This window comes from Chelatococcus asaccharovorans (assembly GCF_003201475.1).
GTDB classification, from domain to species: domain Bacteria; phylum Pseudomonadota; class Alphaproteobacteria; order Rhizobiales; family Beijerinckiaceae; genus Chelatococcus; species Chelatococcus asaccharovorans.
Genome location: NZ_QJJK01000021.1, coordinates 64,511 through 84,777, shown reverse-complemented (window position 1 = coordinate 84,777; position 20,267 = coordinate 64,511). Strand labels below are relative to the sequence as shown.

Sequence of the window (20,267 nt, the reverse complement as noted above, 5' to 3'; positions counted from 1 at the left end):
AAACGCGATGGAAAGCTGCTATCGCCCGATCTCTTGGCCCATGTTTCGCCGCTCGGATGGGAACACATCAATCTCACCGGAGAATATCGCTGGCCAAAGCCTTAGCGTAGGATTCCGCCCCCTCCCGCAAACGACCCCAAAAATGCCGAACTTCAGCGAATTCATCGAGGCGAATCGACGATTTCGGGCGTGCCGACCCGCCCAATGTGCGCGCTATCCCCTGCCGGCCTGCCGATGAAAGGGCCCGGGTCGAAGCAACGCTTGATCGGCTATGCCCGTGTCTCGACCGACGAACAGGCTACCGAGGCGCAGGAAATCGAGCTGCGCGCCGCCGGCTGCGAAACCATCGTGGTGGAACACGGGTCCGGCGCATCGAGAGCACGGCCGGCGCTGGCCCGGCTCGTCAATACGATCACAGCCGGCGAGGTGCTTGTGGTCGCCCGGCTCGATCGCCTCGCCCGTTCCGTCAGCCACCTTCTCGACGTGATCGAGGATCTCAGCGCCAAGGGGGCGCATTTCCGCTCGCTGCGCGATCCGATCGATACCTCGACGCCGCAGGGCATGTTTTCGCTTCAGGTTCTCGGCGCCGTCGCCCAGCTCGAGCGCGCACTGATCTCCGAACGCACCAAGGCCGGGATCGCGGCCGCCCGGAAAAAGGGAAAACTCCCGGGCAATCCCGGCGTGCGGGCTCGTCGACCGGAAGCAATGGCGAAAATTGCGGCGGCGAGGCAGGCGGCCTATAGCGCGAGCGTCCACGCAACGATGAACGACTGGCTTCCCACGGTTCGACGGATGCGTCCCGACCATCCATGGGACGATGTCGTCCGCGTGCTGAACCAGAAGGGAGCACGGTGGACCGAGGCTCGATTGCGCCGGGCGGTCCGATGGCTCGTCAAGGAACATCTCGCCGATACGGCCTTGCTGAACAAGTCCCCTCCCCGCCTCCCGGAAGATCGGCTGATGACCTTAGTCGCCGGCATCGCGGCATCCAATCCGGACCATTCGATGCGCGATATCGCCATCCAGCTCGAACGCCTGCACGAACGAACGCCGCGCGGGAGCTCCAAATGGTCGCCTTCCTCGGTGAAGAATCTGCTCGATCGCGCCCAAAGAGCGGGGCTCCTTGTCCGCGAGAGTTCCACAACGACGTGATCCGGCGCGAGCCGCTCTCGCTCTGGGCCGGAGGCGTTGGATTGTGGCGGCTAGTTCAGGTTCTGACGGGGCGACAAATCGGGCGCGCTCCGCATTTTGCTCATCACGTCACCGACCGCCATTCGAAGTTCGTCCTGGGCATCATCCATTCCCACGTTCGCGGTGTAGGCTGATAGCGCGGCCAATTTAAGTGCGGCGAGCATGGTCGCCTCACTTCCCAGCTCTCGCGAGACCCTCGTCGTCGGGTGCCGTTTCAGAACATCTGTTGCAGCGCGCGAAATTGCACCGGCGAGTTCGTGGATAAGTGCGTCGAAAGTTTCTATCTCGACGTCGGCCTCCGACCGGCTCGGCCGCGGACCTGGCGACACGTTCCGAATTGCTTGAGTGACTTCCCCAACCGCTGCATCAACCAGACCGACGAGTTCATCGGCACGGGCGTCAAGTTCCTCCCAAGGAATGCAGCGCGTCCCGAGACCCAGTTGCGCACGTAGCTCCGCGGGCGAGCGGGCCGAAATGGAGGCATGGATAGTGAGGCCGCTAGAGCCGTCACCGTAAATGGTCAAGAGCCGGACACGAGGCGGCCGATCGCAACGACGCCGCAGTTCCTCGACCCGATCGAGAGCTGCGGCGATCGCGCTCCGACAGATGTCCGGTTCTCTCCCATTTCGCACCTCCCCAATCCGCCTTCACACGTCGGACATGGTATCCGAGTCGGCTCGTGGCAGCGAGTCGTTACGAGACATTGATTCAACCGTCCGACGTCTGCCCGGCGCGCGATTGCTGAATGTGCTCATTCCAGTCCTCTGCGTCTGGCCACAGCCGGAGATATTGCGCACCCGCTTCGGCTGCGATGTGCCGGAGGCGCTCCGCATAAGTATCCCCCTGGTCGTTGCCATCCGAAGCCGCGACGATCTGCGCGCCCGGTCGGGAAGCGAATGCTCTGATCTGGCTTTCTGTCGACGGCGCCCAACCGCCCCCCGTGCTGGCGTAGGCGCTATCGGGTCGGCGCTCTTCCAAAGCCGCAAGACTCATCGCGTCGATAGCCGCTTCGGTGACGCAAAGGCGAAGCGCCTTGTCGCTTCCAATTGAGAAAAGCGCCTTCCCGCCGCCGCGTGCGAACCCACGCCAATTTGGACCCCGCTCCTCCCAGCCCACAACAATGCCGGAGGCGTCGAAATGCCCCGCCCAAATGGATCCCTTAGGGCCTTCACGGAGCCGGCCGGCAGCGACTGCTGCTGACACGACCGCTTCGGGGATGGCGCGAGTGAGGGTCAAATAGGACCACGCCGCAGAGCCCGGTCTCGGGAGCGCGCGCTCCGACCACCGACTGATGATGGCCCCGGGCGAATATTGTTTCGACTTTCGCTGCCAGGCCGGAGCTGATGGCTCAAAGCCCACCAGATCAGCAACCGCCTTCGCGGCGGAAGCAAAGTCTGGCGAGCCGAGACGCTGGGCAAGAGAAAGCACGTCGCCCTTGGCGTCCGAAGTCGGATCAAACCACCCTCTTCCTTGATGGATGACCACGATGATTTCGCCTTCACCGCGCCGATATTTGATGGCTCTTGGCGTGCTCTCCCGCAGATCGACCTTCCACCCATTGGTTTCGAGAAGCGCTGGGCACGTCACGGCGGCTTTGAGCGCATCGATGTCATAGCGGGGCATGCCGTACCCCTGAAATTATGCCGAGCTTCGCGGACCTTCCCGTTTGAGGGATTACAGTTGTTACCCCACTCTGCCAACCATTTGAAATAACGGTTATTTCTGTCTCACGCGGGCGCTCAGCCCTCGGCGAAGTTCCGCCATATGCCATGCCCGGTAGCGGAAGAGTAACAACTGTAACCCCCCACGCCTCTCTCATTGCGTGCTCCCCGCTCCTCGCTTGAAGGCGCCATCGGCCAGTCCGAACAAGCTCTTTTCGAGGTGCAACTGGCCCTCCACAGCGCGATCGATCATTGCCCGGAAGTAGCCGCCGGGGCTCGATATCTGATCCGGCGATCGAGCAGACTTTTCGAGCACGGTGGCGAGGATTGCCGCTGCGGCGTATCGTCCAACCCTACCCACGCCATCCACCCATCCCGCTTCCGAGAGGCCGATCATCACCCTCATCACAGGCGCTGCCGCAGCGAGTTCAGGCCAACTCCTGAACTCCTTCCCCGCCATCTCGCATGCCTGCGGGCACGCTGCCCGCAGCAATCCGACCGAAACCGATGCAAGCACGGAAGATTGAATTTCATCAACCGAAGTCGAGCGCTTTTCTCCGCGTGAAGCTTCGACGTGCGGCCGAATCAGCTCAGACTTTTTTTCGGTTGATGCGGCGACCGCGAAGCGGTCGTAAGCCTGAGAGGAAATTTCTCGCTCGATAGAGCGAGGCCGTTCATTCTTACTTTCAATAGAGTTTTGAGAGGTTGTATTAATATTAGGGCTGACTCCGATGTCACCCTCGGCTGACATATCATGCTGCACATATTCATCGGTAACTTCGGCCACAATCCCGGTGTGCATGTCCTCCAGCGCCGCGGCCTCTTCTTCCAGGTTAAGGCCAAGGCCCTTCACGCGCTCAAGCTCTTCCGACCATCTCGCAGCAAGCTCCGGATAAGCCTCGCATGCGTCCACAATCGCACGAGAGAGTCGCGTGACCGTCCTGCGCGCCTCTTGCTCGCTGTTTAGCCGCGCCTGGAACTCGTCAACGAGGGCCTTTAGCTCCTTTATGCGAACCTGGGCAGGGGTGAAGTCCAGCCCATAGCCCTTGGAAATATCTCCGTCCTTGCCGCGATAGACGAAGCGCCGGCCGGTCGGGCTGTCCCGATAAGCCACGATACCGGCCTCGACGAGCCGCCGAATGCAACGCGTAACCTGGCGCTCCGATCGGCAGGTGTACTCCGCGAGCTTGGCGTTAGAGATCGCGACGATCGGACGGTTGGCGCCCTTCCAATCGTCCGCCCGGGATAGCCCGATCAGGATGTCCATGATGTGATAGGTCGAGCCGTCTATTCCCAAGATAGGCGCAGCCTTTTTGAGAATGATAGCGACCTCTGCCTTCGACGTTTCAGGAATGTCGTTGGCCATCGCAAGGCGGGCGCTTGCAAGGATTCCCGGCGTGATGCGTCTGAACGACGCGATTTCCATAGATTGGGCCATAACCAGCCATTCCGCGACCCTTCGGTTGCGGCTCCCATCGCTTGAATGAAAGACAGGCCAGCAAATCGGCGCACAACATCACGCCCGGACTGGAAACCAGGGCTTGATTGTGCAAGCACTCCATCATAGAATCAGTTTGTCACTGCTGATGCCGATGGAGCGAACCGCTCTGTTAGCCAGGGATCCAAGGGCTTGCCGATTGCAGTCGGCGAGCCCTTTTCCTGTCTAGGTGTCAGGTCATGACTTCGCCCCTTGTTCCGAACGTTTGAATTCATCCACCAACTCCGGCAGTCGCCCGAGTAACCAAGCTGACAATCCGGGGGCGGCGGCGTTTGGAATTGAGAACTGCGTGGACTTCGGCGTCTTCTTCGTCGTAACGATGAGACCGTCACCGAGATCGACTTCCTGGATCGCCCTCTCCTTCGCCGGCGTCGGCCGATCGAGCGTTCGAAGCACAGCAGCCAATCTGTCGTCGGAGCCCAGTGCCTGCCACTGCTCGGACCCCACCAAACCATTGATGGCTGAATTCAGATCGGGCGGCAGCTTCTGATCCTTGAAGAACGAGCCGAGCTTCTCCCATTTTGGCCGACCAGTCGACTTTGCGGGTCCGATCTTCCGGACCAGCGCCTCGGGAACCGCACTGGCCGTCGCAGTCAGGATCGAGATGTAGGGCAGGGCTTTTTCTTCGTTTCGACCGAGGGCTCTGGCGATGACCTCGCGCGAGAAACCGCGCTTCTTAAGGTCGTTGGCGTATAAGGCCTGTTCGATGAACGAAGGATTCTCCCGCTCGGCGTTCTCGATCCCCTGCGCGACGACAAGTTCCTCGTCCGTTAGTGGCGCGACAACCGCCCGAACAGGAATTCCGAGGATCTGGCATGCGCGATGTCGCCGATGTCCATAGGCGACCTGGTAATGACCTGGGCGATCAGGCAAGGGCCGGACAAGGATAGGAAGCTTCTGCCCCTCCCTGCGAATGCCCTCGACGAAATTCAAAAACTCGGGATCGTCCTCAAAGTCCATCCGGTCGCGCACAAAGGCTGGGTCGACATTCGCCGGATCGAGTTCAACTGCAATCTCGGCCGACTGAAGCTGAGCGCGCAGCCGTTCGTTCTCTGCCTCGACCGCCGAGAAAGTTTGCTGCATCGACTTGACCGCTCCCGACGTACCGGGGGCGTGGGTCCGCGACTTGTCGGCGACCGGGGAGGGGATATGCTTCTCCAGCTCGGCGCGATCGACATTGCCGAACAGGTTCTTCATCCGGTTAGATCGGTCCTTGGCATTCGTCATGGCCGCCCCCACACATGTTTGAGGTGGTTCAGGACCTCCTGATTGACTGCATCGACGGACTCGAGCGCGCGATTGAGAGTGTCCCGCCCAACAGCGCCTCTCGCCATTTCGTAGAGGCTCTTCTTCTCGAGCCCGGCAGACGCGATCGCCGTCGTTTCGACCACGGCCGGCGCCAGCACGTCCGCTCCAAACAGCGATCGGAGGAGCGCTACGATGTTCACCTGCGGGACGTCGTGAGGATCGTGCCGCGTCAGCAGGTATCGGATGAAATCGTGCTTAAGGTCGCCACCGTTCTCCTGGATGACATGGAGGATGTCGCTCGTCATCTTGAGAAACTGATTCATGCTCGATACGTCGAGCATGGCCGGATGAACCGTTACGAGGAGAGCCGTAGCCGCGTAAAGCGCGCCAAGAGTCAGATATCCAAGCTGTGGAGGAGCGTCGATCAGCACGACGTCATAGTCGTCTTCGACGCTGTTGATCACGGAACGTAGCCGGCGAAAGAACATGCCTTCGCCGCGGCCTTCGCCACGAGCGATAGCCTGCGGCGTCTCATGCTCGTATTCCATGAGCTCGAGATTACCCGGAACGAGGTCGACGCCGTCGAAATAGGTCTTTCGGATGACTTCGCGGAGCGGAACACGCAGGTCGTCGTCGTAGCGGATCGCTCCATAGACGGTCTGATTCTCGTCAACGTCCAATTCCGGCTGGAATCCGAACATCGTCGAAAGAGAAGCCTGCGGATCAAGATCGATCGCGAGAACGCGCAGTCCCTGAAGCGCAAGAAAATGCGCGAGGTGGACCGTTGTCGTCGTCTTTGCTGAACCACCCTTGAAATTGGCCACGGCGACGATCTGCAATTTTTCGCCAGGCCGCCGGCGCGGCAGGAAATTCAATGCTTCTTTCGGGCGCTTCTGTGCGAGATGCGCTCGAATCTCGTTGATTTGCGTGAGCGTATAGGCGCGGCGACGATTGTCCCTGCCATGAAGCTCGGGCGCCACGCTCTCGCCGTCCAGCGACATTTGCCTCAAGGTCGATTCGGCGATCCCGACCATTGCGGCGGCCTCGCGCGAGGTGAAAGTCTTCAGCGACTTTTTCGCTTCGGGAGGGTACATCTGTGATCGTAGCGACTGGAGCTGCGCCGCGAGCAGATGCGAGTGCCGCGTGATCTTGGCGATCGACTCCTCGCTATCGGATTTATAGGCACTCACTGCGGTCATATCGCTCTCGACGGAAATTTCCTGATAATCGCTGAAAAAACGTCGGGTGACGATTACGCGATTCCCGTGGGCGGTCAAATCCTATTTGGTTAACAGATACTTAACGACGTGCTCGCGCGGCACGATCGACTCGACCCGTCTGCGGCGTTTAGCGCATTGCAATCAATGCCATAGCTTCACGGCGAACCGAGCAACCAGCCTCGAGACCACTCATACTTTTATTAGGGTAAGACGATCACTATTCGGCGCGTGGCAACCGCCTTTCGGGCTCTCACTACGCCGACTCACCCTCGATTCCGAGAATCGCACTCATAAATTCGCTAGTCGCGGTCGCCATCGGATGGTGGCTTTTAGTTCTCCGACCTTCACGGATTCGGAGCAATACGCATGCGGGCCATCGCCGTCTCATCCAATACCAATAGTAATTCGGCCGTACTTCTCGATTCGATGCACAGACTTCGCGCGCGCGTTTTCGGCGAGCGCATGAAGTGGGATGTCGTCGTCAAGGATGGCCGTGAGGCGGACGAGTTCGATGCTTGCCGACCGACCTATGTGCTGGCGCTATCCGATACCAACCAGGTCGCCGGTTGCGCGCGACTGCTGCCGGCGACCGGACCGACATTGCTGTCGGTGCTGTTCCCTGAACTTGTCGATTCGGGGGCGTTCAACCCGCACGCAGCGATGATCGAGAGCTCGCGCTTCTGCGTCGACACGTCGATTGACACGGGGAGGGCAGGGCAGGCGCTTCACGACGCCACCTGGACTATGTTCGCCGCGATCATCGAATGGTCGATGGCGAACGGCTACCGCGAACTCATCACCGTCACCGATGTTCGCATCGAGCGAATCCTACGCCGCGCGGGATGGCCGATGACGCGGATCGGCGAACCAAAGCCGATCGGAGACACGACTGCTGTGGTCGGCGTGCTTTTCACAGACGAAGCCAGCTTCGAGCGCGTGCGCCCTGCAAGCTACTTCTCCTCGATCAACCCGCTTCCGCAGGCGGCTTGAGAGGGACTCGACGCGATGACGCAATTGCTCTCGCATCCGCGTCTGATCCGCAAGCTGCAGGAGGCTCTCGGCGACCAGCTCTGCGTTGCGCTCGACGACGCTTCCGTGGTCGAGATCATGCTCAACCCGGACGGCCGGCTCTACATTGAACGCCTCGGTCACGGCATGGCCGCGGCCGGAGAGATGAGCAGCGCCGCAGCGGAGATCGTCATCGGCAGCGTCGCCCATGCTCTCAATTCAGAGGCCGATGGGGAGCAACCGATCATCTCCGGGGAGCTTCCCATCGGCGGGCACCGGTTTGAGGGGCTACTGCCTCCGATCGTGAGAGCGCCGACCTTCACAATCCGCCGGCGTGCGTCACGGCTGATCCCACTGGACGACTATGTGAGAACGCGTGTGATGACCGAACGCCAGGCGGACATTATCCGCAACGGCGTCGCCTCGCGCCTCAACATCGTGATCTCCGGCGGAACGGGCTCGGGAAAAACGACGCTCGCGAACGCCATCATCGCCGAAATCAGCGAGACGGCGCCCGACGATCGCGTCCTGATTCTCGAAGATACCGCCGAGATCCAGTGCCCGGCGGAAAACGCTGTCGCGCTCCACACGTCCGACACCGTCGACATGGCGCGGCTGCTGAAGAGCACCATGCGCCTGCGGCCCGATCGCATCATCGTCGGCGAGGTCCGCGACGGTGCGGCGCTCACGCTCCTGAAGGCGTGGAACACAGGCCATCCCGGAGGCGTCGCCACAGTCCACGCCAACACCGCGGAATCGGCGTTGCGCCGGCTCGAGCAATTGACCGCGGAAGCCAGCCAACAGCCGATGCGCGAGGTGATCGGCGAAGCGGTCGACCTTATCGTCTCGATCGAACGGACCACGAGAGGGCGCGTGCTGCGCGACATTCTTCACGTCAACGGCTTCGCCAACGGCCGCTACCAGACCGAATCCTATGTTTCGCAGGAGGAAGCCCATGTCGCATGAACGCCTTGCCACCCGCCTGATTCTGGGGGTCGTGCTCGGCCTGCTGATCGCTCACCCGGCGCTTGCCTCGTCAGGCGGGAGCTTGCCTTGGGAAAGCCCACTCGAGCAGATCCAGAAATCCATCACCGGCCCGGTCGCCGGCTTCATCGCGCTCGCGGCCGTCGCGGTCGCCGGCGGCATGCTGATCTTCGGCGGTGAGCTCAATGATTTCGCGCGGCGACTGATGTATGTCGTGCTCGTCGCCGGCATCCTGCTCGGCGCCACGCAGATCGTCGCCCTGTTCGGCTCGACCGGCGCGTCCATTGGCACGGTAGCGTCAGCATCGAATAGTGCTCCCGTTCCGCCCGGAAGCAGGGCAGGGGCTCATGGCTGAAGCCGGGTCCACGCTCGCACGCTCGCGCATCCATCGCGCACTCTCACGTCCCAACCTGCTGATGGGCGCTGACCGCGAGCTCGTCCTGCTGACGGGCCTTGCGGCGATCATTCTGATCTTCGTGGTTCTGACCTGGTATGCGGCGCTGTTCGGGGTCGCTATCTGGACAGTTGTCGTCGGTCTGCTGCGGATGATGGCGAAAGCCGATCCGGCGATGCGCCGCATCTACATACGCCATGTCGGCTACCGCCAGCACTATCGCCCGACTTCGTCGCCCTGGCGGCGTTTCTGAGGTCCGGTATGGTTGCTCTGCGTTCCTTTCGCCATTCCGGTCCGTCTTTCGCCGATCTCGTGCCCTATGCGGGCCTCGTCGATGACGGCGTCGTCCTTCTCAAGGACGGCTCGCTCATGGCCGGCTGGTATTTTGCCGGCCCGGATTCGGAGAGCTCGACGGACGCCGAGCGCAACGACGTCTCGCGCCAGATCAACGCCATTCTCGCCCGTCTCGGCTCAGGCTGGATGATCCAGGTCGAGGCGTTGCGCATTCCGACGACGCACTATCCAGCGCGCAAGGACGGCCATTTCCCCGATGCGGTCACGCGTGCGATCGACGAAGAGCGCCGCGGCCATTTCGAGCGGGAGAGAGGGCACTATGAAAGCCGGCACGCGCTCATCCTGACCTGGCGGCCGCCTGAGCGGCGCAAGTCGGGCATCGCCAAATACGTCTATTCCGACAGGGACAGCCGCTCGGCGAGTTTCGCGGACACGGCGCTTGCGAATTTCAGGACGTCGATCCGCGAGATCGAGCAATATCTGTCGAACCTGCTGTCGATCCAGCGCATGCGAACCCGCGAAACAACCGAGCGCGGTGGAGAGCGTGTCGCCCGCTACGACGAACTCTTCCAGTTCGTCCGCTTCTGCGTCACCGGGGAAAACCATCCGGTCCGGCTGCCCGATGTCCCGATGTATCTCGATTGGCTCGTCACCGCCGAATATGAGCACGGGCTGACGCCGACGGTCGATGGGCGTTTCGTTGGCGTCGTGGCCATCGACGGTCTGCCGGCCGAGAGCTGGCCGGGCATCCTGAACATCCTCGACCAGATGCCGCTGACCTATCGCTGGTCGTCACGCTTCATGTTCCTCGACGAGATCGAGGCGCGCGAACGCCTCGAGCGCACCCGCAAAAAGTGGCAGCAGAAGGTCAGGCCCTTCTTCGACCAGCTCTTCCAGACCCAGTCGCGTTCGGTCGACCAGGACGCCATGGCGATGGTCGCCGAGACGCAGGACGCGATCGCCGAGGCGGCGTCGCAGCTCGTCGCCTATGGTTACTATACGCCGGTCATCGTGCTGCAGGAGCGCGACGCGGATCGGCTCCGCGAGAAATGCGAGGGCATTCGCCGCGTCATCCAGGCGGAAGGTTTCGGCGCGCGCATCGAAACGCTCAACGCGACGGAAGCGTTCCTCGGGTCGTTGCCTGGCAACTGGTATGCGAACATCCGCGAACCGCTGATCCATACCCGCAATCTCGCCGATCTGCTGCCGCTCAATTCCGTCTGGTCAGGAAACCCGGTCGCGCCATGCCCGTTCTATCCGGAAGGCTCGCCGCCACTGATGCAGGTCGCCTCCGGCTCCACGCCCTTCCGACTGAACCTCCATGTCGACGATGTCGGACACAGCCTGATCTTCGGGCCGACAGGGTCCGGCAAATCCACGCTGCTGGCGCTGATCGCGGCGCAATTCCGCCGCTACAAGGACGCGCAGATCTTCGCCTTCGACAAAGGCCGTTCTCTCATGCCGCTGACGCTTGCCACCGGCGGCGATCACTACGAGATCGGCGGCGGGGCAGGGGAGGGGACTCAACTCGCTTTCTGCCCACTCGCGGAGCTCGGCACCGACGCCGACCGCGCCTGGGCCTCTGAATGGGTCGAGACGCTTGTCGTCCTGCAGGGCGTCGCGGTCACACCCGATCATCGCAACGCCATCTCGCGGCAGGTCTCGCTGATGGCCGCGGCGCCCGGACGCTCGCTGTCGGATTTCGTGTCGGGAGTTCAGATGCGCGAGATCAAGGACGCGCTGCACCACTACACAGTCGACGGGCCTATGGGGCATTTGCTCGACGCCGAGCGCGACGGTCTCGTGCTCGGCGGTTTCCAGACCTTCGAGATCGAAGAGCTGATGAACATGGGCGAGCGCAGCCTCGTGCCTGTCCTCACCTATCTCTTCCGGAGGATCGAGAAGCGCCTGACCGGCGCGCCGAGCCTGATCCTGCTCGACGAGGCCTGGCTGATGCTCGGCCATCCCGTCTTCCGCGACAAGATCCGCGAATGGCTGAAGGTGCTGCGCAAGGCCAATTGCGCAGTCGTGCTCGCCACGCAGTCGATCTCGGATGCCGAGCGTTCCGGCATCATCGATGTGCTGAAGGAATCCTGCCCAACGAAAATCTGCCTACCGAACGGAGCGGCGCGTGAACCAGGAACGCGCGAATTCTATGAGCGCCTGGGATTCAACGAGCGGCAGGTCGAGATCGTCTCGAACGCGATCCCGAAGCGCGAATATTACGTCACCTCGCCCGATGGCCGGCGCCTCTTTGATATGGCGCTCGGGCCCGTCGCTCTCTCCTTCGTCGGGGCGGCCGGCCGCGACGATCTCAAACGCATCACCGCACTCAAGGCGGAACACGGCCCCGCATGGCCGGCACATTGGCTCCAGACAAGGGGGATCGCGCATGCCGAAACGCTACTCGCCGATGACCAGGTTTGAATTTCTGCGCGGCGCGGCGGCCGCGGCGATCACGCTGCCGTTCATGACCAGGAGCGCATTCGCAGGTGGCGGTCTGACCGGGGGCGCCACCGAGTACACCCAGATGCTCAACAATGGCGAACTTATCTCGCTGGTCGGCAAGTCGGCCGAGCAGGTGAACAACCAGATCACGCAGATCACCCAGCTCGCGGAACAGATTCAGAACCAACTGAAAATCTACACCAACATGCTGCAAAACACCGCACAGTTGCCGAGCCATATCTGGGGGCAGATTCAGAGCGATCTCAATCAGCTCCGCAACATCGTCAGCCAGGGACAGGGCATCGCCTTCTCGATGGGCAATATCGACGATGTGCTGAAGCAGCGCTTCCAGAGCTACAGCGACTTCAAGACCAGCCTGCCGAACAATGCCAGTTTCTCGTCGACCTATCAGACGTGGTCCTCGACCAATCGCGACACGATCAGCGGCACGCTGCGCGCCGCGGGACTGACCGCCGATCAATTCTCAAGCGAAGAATCGACGATGTCACAGCTTCGCTCCCAGTCGGAAAGCGCCGACGGCCAGATGAAGGCCCTGCAGGTCGGCCACCAGATCGCGGCGCAGGAAGTCGCGCAGATGCAGAAGCTGCGCGGGCTCGTCTCGCAGCAGATGACCATGATGGCGACCTGGTATCAGTCCGAGCAATCGGAAAAAGACCTATCGCAGGCGCGGCGGCAGGAATTCTTCAATTCGACGGCGCCGTCGACGTCCGGAGGACAGGAGATGCGGCCGAGATGGTGAGGCGCTCCGCCCTGATTATTGCGATCTGCGTCGGCGCGGCGGCAGTCCTCGGCATCTGGGTTTTCGTCGTCGGCCCGTCGAGCGAGGAACGGGCACGCGCGACGGAGTTTTTCGAGACGCCGCAAAAATACGACATGAAGAACGGTCAGGAGATGCGCCCGCGATGGTAGCTTCCTTTCGCTCCTCGAAAATCCTGACCGTCGCCGCCGTCGCGGGATTGGTTCTGTGGACGATCCATCCGGCCGTGGCCGCTGACGGCAGCGTACTGACCACGGTGGAGAATCAGGTCGTCACAGCCGCGAAAGGCTGGGAAACAACGGTCACGAACGCCGCGAAATCGCTGTTCTGGATTCTGGCCGGCATTGAGGTCGGTGTCGCCGCGGTCTGGCTCGCCATTCAGGCGGCGAGCATCGAAGCCTGGTTCGCCGAGCTGGTGCGCCGGATCATGTTCATCGGCTTCTTCGCCTTTGTCCTGACCCAGGGGCCGAGTTTCGCCAAAGCGGTCGTGGACAGCCTGTTCGAGATCGGTGGCGGCTCCGGCTCGGCCTCGCCGGCGAACGTCTTCAATGCCGGCCTGACGGTCGCGTCCGCGATGTCGCAGAAGATCTCCTTCGGCGTGTTTCAGGACAATGCGCTGGCGCTGTCGGCCTCGCTCGCCATGATCGTCAGTGTCATCGCCTTCTCGCTGGTTGCGGCGATCTTCCTCGCGGTGCTCGTCGAGATGTATGTCGGGCTTCTGGCCGGCATGATCATGCTCGGCCTCGGCGGCTCGTCCTTCACCAAGGACTTCGCGATCCGCTATCTCGTATACGCCTTCTCCGTCGGCATGAAGCTCATGTCGCTGGTGATGATCGCCAAGATCGGCTCCGACGTGCTGATCGGGCTCGCGCAGGACAGCACGGTCGGCGACCAATATCAAACCGCGCTCGCGGTAGCCGGAATCGCCGTCGTTATCTTCATCCTCGCAATGTACGTGCCGACCATCGTCCAGGGCGTCGTTCAAGGCGCATCGGTCAGCGGCGGCATGGAGGTGATCCGTCACGGATCGCAGGCTGCGAGTTTCGCGGCCGGCGGCGTGGCGCTCGGTGTCGGCGGGGCGAGCGCCGGCGCGGCCGCCTTCAGCGCGGCGCGCGCAGGCGGCTCATCGTTCGGGGGCGCTGCAATGGCCGGACTGCGTGGCGCGGCATCGGCCGGGGGCGCTCTCGCCTCGGCGGCGAGGGACAAGGCGATCGGTGCGCCCGGCGCCTATGCGGGCTCCCTGCTCGGCCTCGCCAACGCCAAACTCGACAAGGGGAGCAGCGGCTCGCCAACCCCGCCACCCGAGAAACATGACAAATGACGGACGAAACGCGCTTGGCTTCTCCAACAAGATCACCTGAAAATCCCTACATCGCCGCCCGCCAGGAATGGACTGAGCGCTATGGCTCGTACATCCGCGCCGCAACGGCATGGCGCATTGTCGGCATCACAAGCCTTGGTCTGGCGCTGATCAGCACGAGCTACGCGCTCTATCAGAGCACGCAGGTCAAACTCGTCCCCTACATCGTCGAGGTCGACAAGTTGGGCTCCGCGGTCAATGCGGGTTTTCCGGCGCAGATCGAATATGCCGATCCGCGCGTCGTGCGCGCGACGCTCGCCGGGTTCATCACGAACTTCCGCTCGGTGACGCCGGATACCGTGGTCCAGAAGCAATACATCGACCGCGTCTACGCGATGCTGCGCACCACGGACCCCGCGACCGAGAAGGTCAACGCCTGGTTCCGCTCGAGCTCGCCCTTTGAAAAAGCCAAGACCGCGACCGTCGCGATCGAGGTCAACAACGTCGTGCCGCTCTCGCCGCAATCGTTCCAGATCGACTGGACGGAATATGAGCGCGACCGGAAGGGCAAGGAAGTGGCGTCCCGACGCTTCCGGGGCGTGGCAAGCGTCGTGCTGATCCCGCCACAGGATGAGGCCGTGATCCGCCTCAATCCGATCGGGCTCTACATCAAGGACTTCGACTGGACCGCACAGATCTGAAAGGCGCGCCCGTACCCATGACTGCAACAAGATCAAAATTCCGGGCTGTCCTTCTGATCGCGACCGCCCTTGTATCCGTCACCGGCCTTCGTCCGAGCGCCGCCCAGAGCCTGACCGGCAAGGAGGTGAAGGGCATGGACATTTCCGGCCAGTGGCGCGGCCGGGCCGGGCTCGTGACGCGCGGCGCTGACGGCAAGGTGATCTTCCTCTACGGCGAGGTTCAGCCTTCCGTGGTCTGCTCGCCGCTTCAGGTCTGTGACATCGAACTCGATGGCGGCGAAATCGTGCGCGACGTTCTCGTCGGCGACACGGTGCGCTGGAAGGTCGAACCCGCGACCTCCGGCGCGACCGGAGGCCAGGCGATCCACCTCATCGTCAAGCCGACCGAGTCCGGCCTCGTCACCTCCATGGTGGTGACGACCTCGCGGCGCACCTACCACATCCAGCTCAAGTCGCACCCGACCCAATATATGGCGCGCGTGGGCTTCGAGTATCCGGAGGACGTTTCCTCGCGCCTAGCCGACGTGAACGCACGGATCGAAGCCGGCGGGATCGGCGGCGTCCCGGCCGAGCAGTTGAACTTCAGCTATTCGGTTTCCGGCAGCGCCGGCTGGCGGCCGACCCGCGTCTATAGTGACGGCACGAAAACCTACATCCAGTTCCCCGCGTCGGTCGCCTCACGCGACGCGCCGGTCCTGTTCGTGGTCTCGGGCGGCCAGAACCGCATCGTCAATTACAGGATGAAGAGCAACGTGATGATCGTCGACTATGCAATCGACAAGGCGATCCTGATCTCCGGCGTCGGCTTCTGGCATCAAGAGAAAATCACGATTCAGAGGGGAGGGTAACACCGTGGCCAGTCATTTCCTCGCCCCCTTCCGGTTGCCCGCAGCCGCGGCCATCCTCACCGCCCTCCTTCTTTCCGGATGCTCGACCATCGGGACCGACGGGCTGGTGGCGAGCACCGCACCGGCCGAGTTGTCAGCGCCGACCGCCTCGGCAGTAGCGGGCGATCTCGTGCCGCGTCTTGCAGAGCAGATCGGGCAGGGCAAGGCGACGATCGTCCTGAAGCCGGACGGGTCCGCCTTCGGCTCAGCCCTTGAGGCCTCTCTTCGTGGCTGGGGCTACGCCGTGACGACCGACCAGGACACGAAGGATCCTCAGGCCATTCGTCTTGCCTATGTTCTCGGCTCGGTGGATGGGCAGATCCTTGCTCGCCTGTCGACAGGATCGATCGAGATCGGGCGCGTCTATTCCGCGACGGCGGCCGGCGCACAGCCGGCAAGCCCGCTCTCCGTCATGAAGCGCGGTTGAGGGGAGGGGACATGACGCAATCCCTGCAACTCGGCGGCGGCCCAAGCGGTTCTGGCCCCACGCAGAACATACGGCGTCTCAACCGGCTTCCGATCATCGCAGCCATCGTGCTCAGCGTTCTGTTTCTCGCCGTGATCTTCTATGGGCTGATGTCTCGAGGACTGATCTTCGGTTCGAAGCCCGATACGAATGTGGCGGGCGGCGCACCGGCGACGACCTTTGCCGACCAGATGAAACGCGGAGTCGCGGACGGCATCATCGGCGACGGCCAGCAGGCGCAGCCTTTGTCCGCGCCGGTCAGCGAATCGAAACCCACGCCGCAGAATCCTTTCGTCGCGCAGCCGGCGGCGGCTGAACCGAAGAGCAACTCGCTCGAATCCGAGGAAGCGTGGCGGGCGCGTCTCGCCCGGGAAGGGCAGGAGCAATTGCTGAGAGAGCGCCAGCGCCAGCGAATGGCGCGATTGCAGGCCGTCAGCATCGCGCTCGAATCGCCGCTCGCCATCGACACGCAGAAGATCAAGGCGGCGGCCACCACCTCTACGGCGCCGACACCCTCGGCCGGCGCGATAGCGGCATCGCCATCGTCCTCGGCAAGCGATCTCTATAGCCAGGCGCTTCAAGCCGGCCTCAACGGCCAGAACCTCGATCCGAACGGCCAGACCAAGAAGGAGTCCTTCTTCAATTCCGACCTGGCGAAGCTCGGATACCTTCCGAACCAGGTCGTCGCTCCACGCTCGTATTTCGAGCTGAAGCGCGGGTCGGTCATTCCGGCCACGCTGATCACCGGCATCAATTCCGATCTTCCCGGTCGTATCACCGCCCAAGTGAGCCAGAACGTCTACGACAGCGCCACCGGCTATCGTCTGCTCATTCCGCAGGGCACGAAACTGATGGGCCGGTACGACAGCAAGGTCTCCTTCGGCCAAAGCCGCGTTCTCGTCGTCTGGACCGATATCATCTTCCCGAACGGTTCGACGCTCCAGATCGGCGGCATGGCGGGAACGGACACCGAAGGCTATGGCGGGTTCAACGACCAAGTCGACAACCACTACTTCAAGACGTTCGGCTCGGCGATCCTGCTCGCGATCATCGGCACGGGCATGGATATGGCGATTCCGCAGAATTCGACCCTCGCGAACCAGACGACGGCGTCTGACGCAGCGCGGCGCAATTTTGCGGAGACGTTCGGGCGGGTGGCCGAGCGCACCATCAACAAGAACCTCGACGTGCAGCCCACGCTCGAAATCCGCCCCGGCTATCAGTTCAACGTCCTCGTCGATCAGGATATCGTATTCCCGGGCGCATATAAGGGTTGAGGTCAGCGCGACGCCGGAAAGAAGAAGGAACTGGTTGGCTTTCAGGCCAGGTCCGAGACCTTAGTCGCTGGACCTTCAGCCCCTTGCAGTCTTAAGCATTCGTGGAATACTGGATAAATGAAATTCTTGATCGTAGATGATCATCCAGTCTTGCGCGAGGGCATTGCAGCACTGCTGCGCCAAGCCGGATCGGATGTGGACATCATCCAGGCGGGGGATGCAGCGGAAGGTTTGCGGCTGGCTGAAGCGCACGCCGACTTCGATGCTGTCATTCTTGATATGATGTTGCCCGGCATGGATGGAGTGACCGCGCTCGGAAAGTTCGGACTGGTGCGGCCGGAGCTCCCGGTGATTGTCCTGTCGTCCTCCGAGGATCCTGCCGATGCGCGACGCGCTCTGGCGCATGGGGCCCTCGGCTATGTGCCGAAGTCGGCGAGCCAGCATACGTTGCTCGCAGCCATCCGGCTCGTGATGAACGGCGAAGTTTACGTACCGCCTCTCATCCTCAGCGCCCTGACAGCGACGCAGCCCATGTCGCCCGGACATCAAACAATAGCGGGAGTCATTTTGTCGGATCGTCAGCTGGAAGTGCTGCGGCGGCTAAGTATGGGCCAACCGAACAAGATTATTGCCTACGAACTCAATCTCTCGGAGAAGACCGTCAAGGCGCATGTGACGGCAATTTTCAGGATGCTGAATGCTGTGAATCGCACCCAGGCTGCGGCCGCGGCACGTCAAGCCGGGCTCGTCTGACCCAAAGCCATCAGTCGTCGTCCTCGGATTTCTGCGCATGCGCGATCAGGTTGAGCATAGCCGCACGTAACCTGCTGTTCGGTACCGGTTTGTGCAATAGCAGGAGATTGCTTGCTTCTGCTTCAGCAAGGCGGTCGGGCGCCGTGTCTCCGGTAACCAGCAATGCCGGGATCGTTACATTGTATTCTGATCGTAGGTTCTCGATTGCCGCTATACCGGTCTCACCATCGCGCAGACGATAGTCCGAGATGATCAGGTCGGGACGTGTGGGGCGAGACGCAAGTAGCTCGATCGCCTCTATTCCAGAACTGGCCGTGACCACTTCGTAACCCCACCCAGCAAGGAGTTGCTCCATCGCCTCACGGATCGGCGCTTCATCGTCGATCACAACCACAAAAGCCGGTATGAAGGCGCCAGGCGGATCCTGGCGCGTGCCATCTGTGAGAGCAGCCTCGTTGGCACATGGGACCGAGACTTCAAAACAGGAGCCGCGACCGGGACAAGAACGCAAGCCAAGCGGTGCCTTCAGCACGTTGCAGATGCGGCGAACGATAGCAAGCCCAAGACCCAGCCCTTTCGTTCGGTCGCGCTCCGGGTTTCCAACCTGCACATACTCCTGGAAGATGCGATCCATATCCTCCGGAGCAATGCCGATCCCCGTATCCCAAATCTGAATTGCAAGGCGATCCGCTCGCCGCCGGCAGCCGACAAGGATACCTCCACGCAACGTATAGCGGACTGCGTTTGAGACGAGGTTGCGCAGCACGCGTTCGAGCAGGATCGGGTCTGTGTCAACTACGATCGGGCAAGGCCGGCATCTCAGGCGCAGACCCTTGGCCTCAGCTTCGACGGCAAGATCTTTACAGAGTCGATCAAGATAAGGCCCAATCCGGAAGGCTTGGTTCCGAACTTCGACGACGCCAGCATCGAGACGTGAAATGTCAAGAATCGCAGTGAAGAGGCCGTCCATTGCCGCTGCCGAATCCTCGATCCGATCGACCAGGACGTAAGCTTCTTCAGGGAGATCAATACGGCGTAGAGCCCCTGCGAACAGACCAAGGGCATGCACAGGTTGGCGCAGATCATGGCTCGCCGCGGCAAGGAAACTCGACTTGGCTCGGCTGGCGGCTTCGGCGATCTCTTTCTGGCGGCGCAGATCGGCCGCAAGAGCTTCTGTCTGTAAGCGCAACCGAATGGTTTCGGAAAAGGCCCGATTGCTTAAGATTCCGAGCAAGACCATGGCAACGACGAAGATCAGCATCAGCGCGCTGCTGGCCTGCTCGACGGCGGTGTCCTCACGAAGACTTGTCAAAGCATAAGGGAGAGTTGCTGGAAGGAAAAGAGCGAAATAGGCGGGTAGATACGGGCTGAAGGCGGGGATCGCGCCGGCCGTGACTCCGATGGTGACGGCAACGGCGAGGAAGCGGACATCAAAGGCAGCGTCGGGCGTGAGGACCACGGATGCAAGTCCCCAGGCGACGCCCTCCGCCAAAGCGAAAAGAGTGAATACGAGTGGCCAGACCTTTTCTGCCCGCGTGGCAGGCGGTGATCTGCGATAAGCTAACGCCAGGGTCACATGACATATGGCGCAGACGGCAATGGCAGTTGCCCATCCTCCTGCTACGGTGGGGCCAGCCTCGCCAAGACGAACGAGAAATACGCCGAGAACAACAGCTGCAAGAGCAGCAGCGGTAACGCCGGGAATAACCGCACGGAAAATAGCATCAACCTGCTCGCGCCGCAGCCTTTCCTCGGTTGGCGTAAGCCGCATCCATCGATATGGGACCAGCATCGGCATTTTCAATTCCCGCCCTCCCATCGGCGAACGTCATCGGGCGTCGCGGTATCGTTGTCAGCTCTGACTCGTTGTATGATGGCCTCACCCCATCCCAGCGATTGCGCAACGCAAAGGCTATGGGCGGGAGATTGCCGATGATCTACCGTTAAGAAGACCGTCGGCACCAGTATCATTGTGATATCCTGTAGAAGTCTGCCGCGGCGCCAGCCATGTGCTGCCCGTCAGAGTCTGCCCGGCAACCCGTCAGATATTTCAACGGCCATCGCATTGGGCCGCTATCGCTCATATTCCTCGGCATCGTTGCCGATCGCAAACATTGCGCGGGACTCTCCGAGCGGCCCGCCTGCCTTCCTGCATACAA

21 protein-coding genes are annotated in these 20,267 nt (G+C 61.9%); 15 read left to right on the top strand and 6 right to left on the bottom strand.

Features of this window, described 5'->3' with window-relative positions:
* Together C7450_RS35260 and C7450_RS31750 are read left to right on the top strand one after the other, a co-directional pair.
* The coding region (locus C7450_RS35260; RefSeq protein WP_146227607.1) for a Tn3 family transposase at positions 1–105 on the top strand (105 nt) is incomplete at its 5' end.
* A gap of 129 nt (positions 106–234) precedes the next feature.
* On the top strand, positions 235–1,152 hold the full coding sequence (locus C7450_RS31750) for a recombinase family protein (RefSeq protein ID WP_068185016.1): 918 nt from the start codon (positions 235–237) through the stop codon (positions 1,150–1,152).
* A gap of 50 nt (positions 1,153–1,202) precedes the next feature.
* Here the strand turns inward: C7450_RS31750 and C7450_RS31745 are convergent, their stop codons facing one another.
* From C7450_RS31745 to repA, 5 genes are all read right to left on the bottom strand, one after another.
* Positions 1,203–1,715, bottom strand: a complete 513-nt coding sequence (locus tag C7450_RS31745) for a hypothetical protein (protein WP_110378430.1) — start codon at positions 1,713–1,715, stop codon at positions 1,203–1,205.
* 184 nt (positions 1,716–1,899) lie between these two features.
* Positions 1,900–2,814: a DUF3991 and toprim domain-containing protein gene (locus tag C7450_RS31740; protein ID WP_068184897.1), complete on the bottom strand. Its 915-nt coding sequence runs from the start codon at positions 2,812–2,814 to the stop codon at positions 1,900–1,902.
* Positions 2,815–3,006: 192 nt separating this feature from the next.
* Positions 3,007–4,290, bottom strand: coding sequence for a plasmid replication protein RepC (gene repC, locus C7450_RS31735; RefSeq protein WP_068184899.1), 1,284 nt, complete (start codon positions 4,288–4,290; stop codon positions 3,007–3,009).
* 237 nt (positions 4,291–4,527) lie between these two features.
* Positions 4,528–5,577, bottom strand: coding sequence for a plasmid partitioning protein RepB (gene repB, locus C7450_RS31730; protein ID WP_245450281.1), 1,050 nt, complete (start codon positions 5,575–5,577; stop codon positions 4,528–4,530).
* Positions 5,574–6,797 (bottom strand): plasmid partitioning protein RepA, encoded by a 1,224-nt coding sequence (gene repA, locus C7450_RS31725; RefSeq protein WP_068185019.1) that lies wholly within the window; start codon positions 6,795–6,797, stop codon positions 5,574–5,576. The genes repB and repA overlap by 4 nt, the downstream gene beginning before the upstream one ends.
* Positions 6,798–7,184: 387 nt before the next feature.
* Here repA and traI point away from each other — a divergent pair, with 387 nt between their 5' ends.
* The 13 genes from traI (at position 7,185) to C7450_RS31660 (ending at position 18,108) form a co-directional block, all read left to right on the top strand.
* The gene (gene traI, locus C7450_RS31720) at positions 7,185–7,808 is read left to right on the top strand and encodes an acyl-homoserine-lactone synthase (RefSeq protein ID WP_068184905.1); all 624 of its coding nucleotides are present in this window, start codon (positions 7,185–7,187) and stop codon (positions 7,806–7,808) included.
* 15 nt (positions 7,809–7,823) lie between these two features.
* A complete protein-coding gene (gene trbB, locus C7450_RS31715; RefSeq protein WP_068184907.1) occupies positions 7,824–8,792 on the top strand; it encodes a P-type conjugative transfer ATPase TrbB in 969 nt (322 codons plus the stop codon).
* Positions 8,782–9,165 (top strand): TrbC/VirB2 family protein, encoded by a 384-nt coding sequence (locus C7450_RS31710; protein WP_068184910.1) that lies wholly within the window; start codon positions 8,782–8,784, stop codon positions 9,163–9,165. The genes trbB and C7450_RS31710 overlap by 11 nt, the downstream gene beginning before the upstream one ends.
* Positions 9,158–9,457, top strand: coding sequence for a conjugal transfer protein TrbD (locus tag C7450_RS31705; RefSeq protein ID WP_068184913.1), 300 nt, complete (start codon positions 9,158–9,160; stop codon positions 9,455–9,457). Before C7450_RS31710 ends, C7450_RS31705 begins: the two co-directional genes overlap by 8 nt.
* Before the next feature lie 8 nt (positions 9,458–9,465).
* Positions 9,466–11,925, top strand: coding sequence for a conjugal transfer protein TrbE (locus C7450_RS31700; protein ID WP_068184915.1), 2,460 nt, complete (start codon positions 9,466–9,468; stop codon positions 11,923–11,925).
* A complete protein-coding gene (gene trbJ / locus C7450_RS31695) occupies positions 11,891–12,706 on the top strand; it encodes a P-type conjugative transfer protein TrbJ (protein ID WP_068184919.1) in 816 nt (271 codons plus the stop codon). Before C7450_RS31700 ends, trbJ begins: the two co-directional genes overlap by 35 nt.
* Positions 12,700–12,876 (top strand): entry exclusion protein TrbK, encoded by a 177-nt coding sequence (trbK, locus tag C7450_RS31690; protein ID WP_082736916.1) that lies wholly within the window; start codon positions 12,700–12,702, stop codon positions 12,874–12,876. Before trbJ ends, trbK begins: the two co-directional genes overlap by 7 nt.
* Positions 12,870–14,045: a P-type conjugative transfer protein TrbL gene (gene trbL / locus C7450_RS31685; RefSeq protein WP_082736917.1), complete on the top strand. Its 1,176-nt coding sequence runs from the start codon at positions 12,870–12,872 to the stop codon at positions 14,043–14,045. The genes trbK and trbL overlap by 7 nt, the downstream gene beginning before the upstream one ends.
* Before the next feature lie 14 nt (positions 14,046–14,059).
* A complete protein-coding gene (gene trbF, locus C7450_RS31680) occupies positions 14,060–14,725 on the top strand; it encodes a conjugal transfer protein TrbF (RefSeq protein WP_245450280.1) in 666 nt (221 codons plus the stop codon).
* Positions 14,726–14,742: 17 nt separating this feature from the next.
* Positions 14,743–15,573 carry a P-type conjugative transfer protein TrbG gene (gene trbG, locus C7450_RS31675; RefSeq protein ID WP_082736918.1) on the top strand — a complete coding sequence of 277 codons (831 nt, stop codon included), beginning with the start codon at positions 14,743–14,745 and terminating at the stop codon, positions 15,571–15,573.
* 4 nt (positions 15,574–15,577) lie between these two features.
* Positions 15,578–16,039 (top strand): conjugal transfer protein TrbH, encoded by a 462-nt coding sequence (gene trbH, locus C7450_RS31670; RefSeq protein WP_068184925.1) that lies wholly within the window; start codon positions 15,578–15,580, stop codon positions 16,037–16,039.
* An 11-nt stretch (positions 16,040–16,050) separates the two neighbouring features.
* Positions 16,051–17,355: an IncP-type conjugal transfer protein TrbI gene (gene trbI, locus C7450_RS31665; protein ID WP_068184928.1), complete on the top strand. Its 1,305-nt coding sequence runs from the start codon at positions 16,051–16,053 to the stop codon at positions 17,353–17,355.
* 117 nt (positions 17,356–17,472) lie between these two features.
* Positions 17,473–18,108 (top strand): response regulator transcription factor, encoded by a 636-nt coding sequence (locus C7450_RS31660; protein ID WP_068184931.1) that lies wholly within the window; start codon positions 17,473–17,475, stop codon positions 18,106–18,108.
* A 10-nt stretch (positions 18,109–18,118) separates the two neighbouring features.
* Here the strand turns inward: C7450_RS31660 and C7450_RS31655 are convergent, their stop codons facing one another.
* Positions 18,119–19,906: an ATP-binding protein gene (locus tag C7450_RS31655; protein WP_170147546.1), complete on the bottom strand. Its 1,788-nt coding sequence runs from the start codon at positions 19,904–19,906 to the stop codon at positions 18,119–18,121.
* Positions 19,907–20,267 lie beyond the last annotated feature (361 nt).

What these genes read in the sequence shown, in the direction of transcription:
- repA (WP_068185019.1), bottom strand. Translation starts at nt 6,797, where the DNA reads ATGACCGCAGTGAGTGCCTATAAATCCGATAGCGAGGAGTCGATCGCC.
- traI (WP_068184905.1), top strand. Translation starts at nt 7,185, where the DNA reads ATGCGGGCCATCGCCGTCTCATCCAATACCAATAGTAATTCGGCCGTA.
- trbI (WP_068184928.1), top strand. Translation starts at nt 16,051, where the DNA reads ATGACGCAATCCCTGCAACTCGGCGGCGGCCCAAGCGGTTCTGGCCCC.
- C7450_RS31740 (WP_068184897.1), bottom strand. Translation starts at nt 2,814, where the DNA reads ATGCCCCGCTATGACATCGATGCGCTCAAAGCCGCCGTGACGTGCCCA.
- repC (WP_068184899.1), bottom strand. Translation starts at nt 4,290, where the DNA reads ATGGCCCAATCTATGGAAATCGCGTCGTTCAGACGCATCACGCCGGGA.
- trbB (WP_068184907.1), top strand. Translation starts at nt 7,824, where the DNA reads ATGACGCAATTGCTCTCGCATCCGCGTCTGATCCGCAAGCTGCAGGAG.
- repB (WP_245450281.1), bottom strand. Translation starts at nt 5,577, where the DNA reads ATGACGAATGCCAAGGACCGATCTAACCGGATGAAGAACCTGTTCGGC.
- trbG (WP_082736918.1), top strand. Translation starts at nt 14,743, where the DNA reads ATGACTGCAACAAGATCAAAATTCCGGGCTGTCCTTCTGATCGCGACC.
- trbK (WP_082736916.1), top strand. Translation starts at nt 12,700, where the DNA reads ATGGTGAGGCGCTCCGCCCTGATTATTGCGATCTGCGTCGGCGCGGCG.
- C7450_RS31710 (WP_068184910.1), top strand. Translation starts at nt 8,782, where the DNA reads ATGTCGCATGAACGCCTTGCCACCCGCCTGATTCTGGGGGTCGTGCTC.
- C7450_RS31750 (WP_068185016.1), top strand. Translation starts at nt 235, where the DNA reads ATGAAAGGGCCCGGGTCGAAGCAACGCTTGATCGGCTATGCCCGTGTC.
- C7450_RS31700 (WP_068184915.1), top strand. Translation starts at nt 9,466, where the DNA reads ATGGTTGCTCTGCGTTCCTTTCGCCATTCCGGTCCGTCTTTCGCCGAT.
- trbL (WP_082736917.1), top strand. Translation starts at nt 12,870, where the DNA reads ATGGTAGCTTCCTTTCGCTCCTCGAAAATCCTGACCGTCGCCGCCGTC.
- trbJ (WP_068184919.1), top strand. Translation starts at nt 11,891, where the DNA reads ATGCCGAAACGCTACTCGCCGATGACCAGGTTTGAATTTCTGCGCGGC.
- C7450_RS31660 (WP_068184931.1), top strand. Translation starts at nt 17,473, where the DNA reads ATGAAATTCTTGATCGTAGATGATCATCCAGTCTTGCGCGAGGGCATT.
- C7450_RS31705 (WP_068184913.1), top strand. Translation starts at nt 9,158, where the DNA reads ATGGCTGAAGCCGGGTCCACGCTCGCACGCTCGCGCATCCATCGCGCA.
- C7450_RS31655 (WP_170147546.1), bottom strand. Translation starts at nt 19,906, where the DNA reads ATGCCGATGCTGGTCCCATATCGATGGATGCGGCTTACGCCAACCGAG.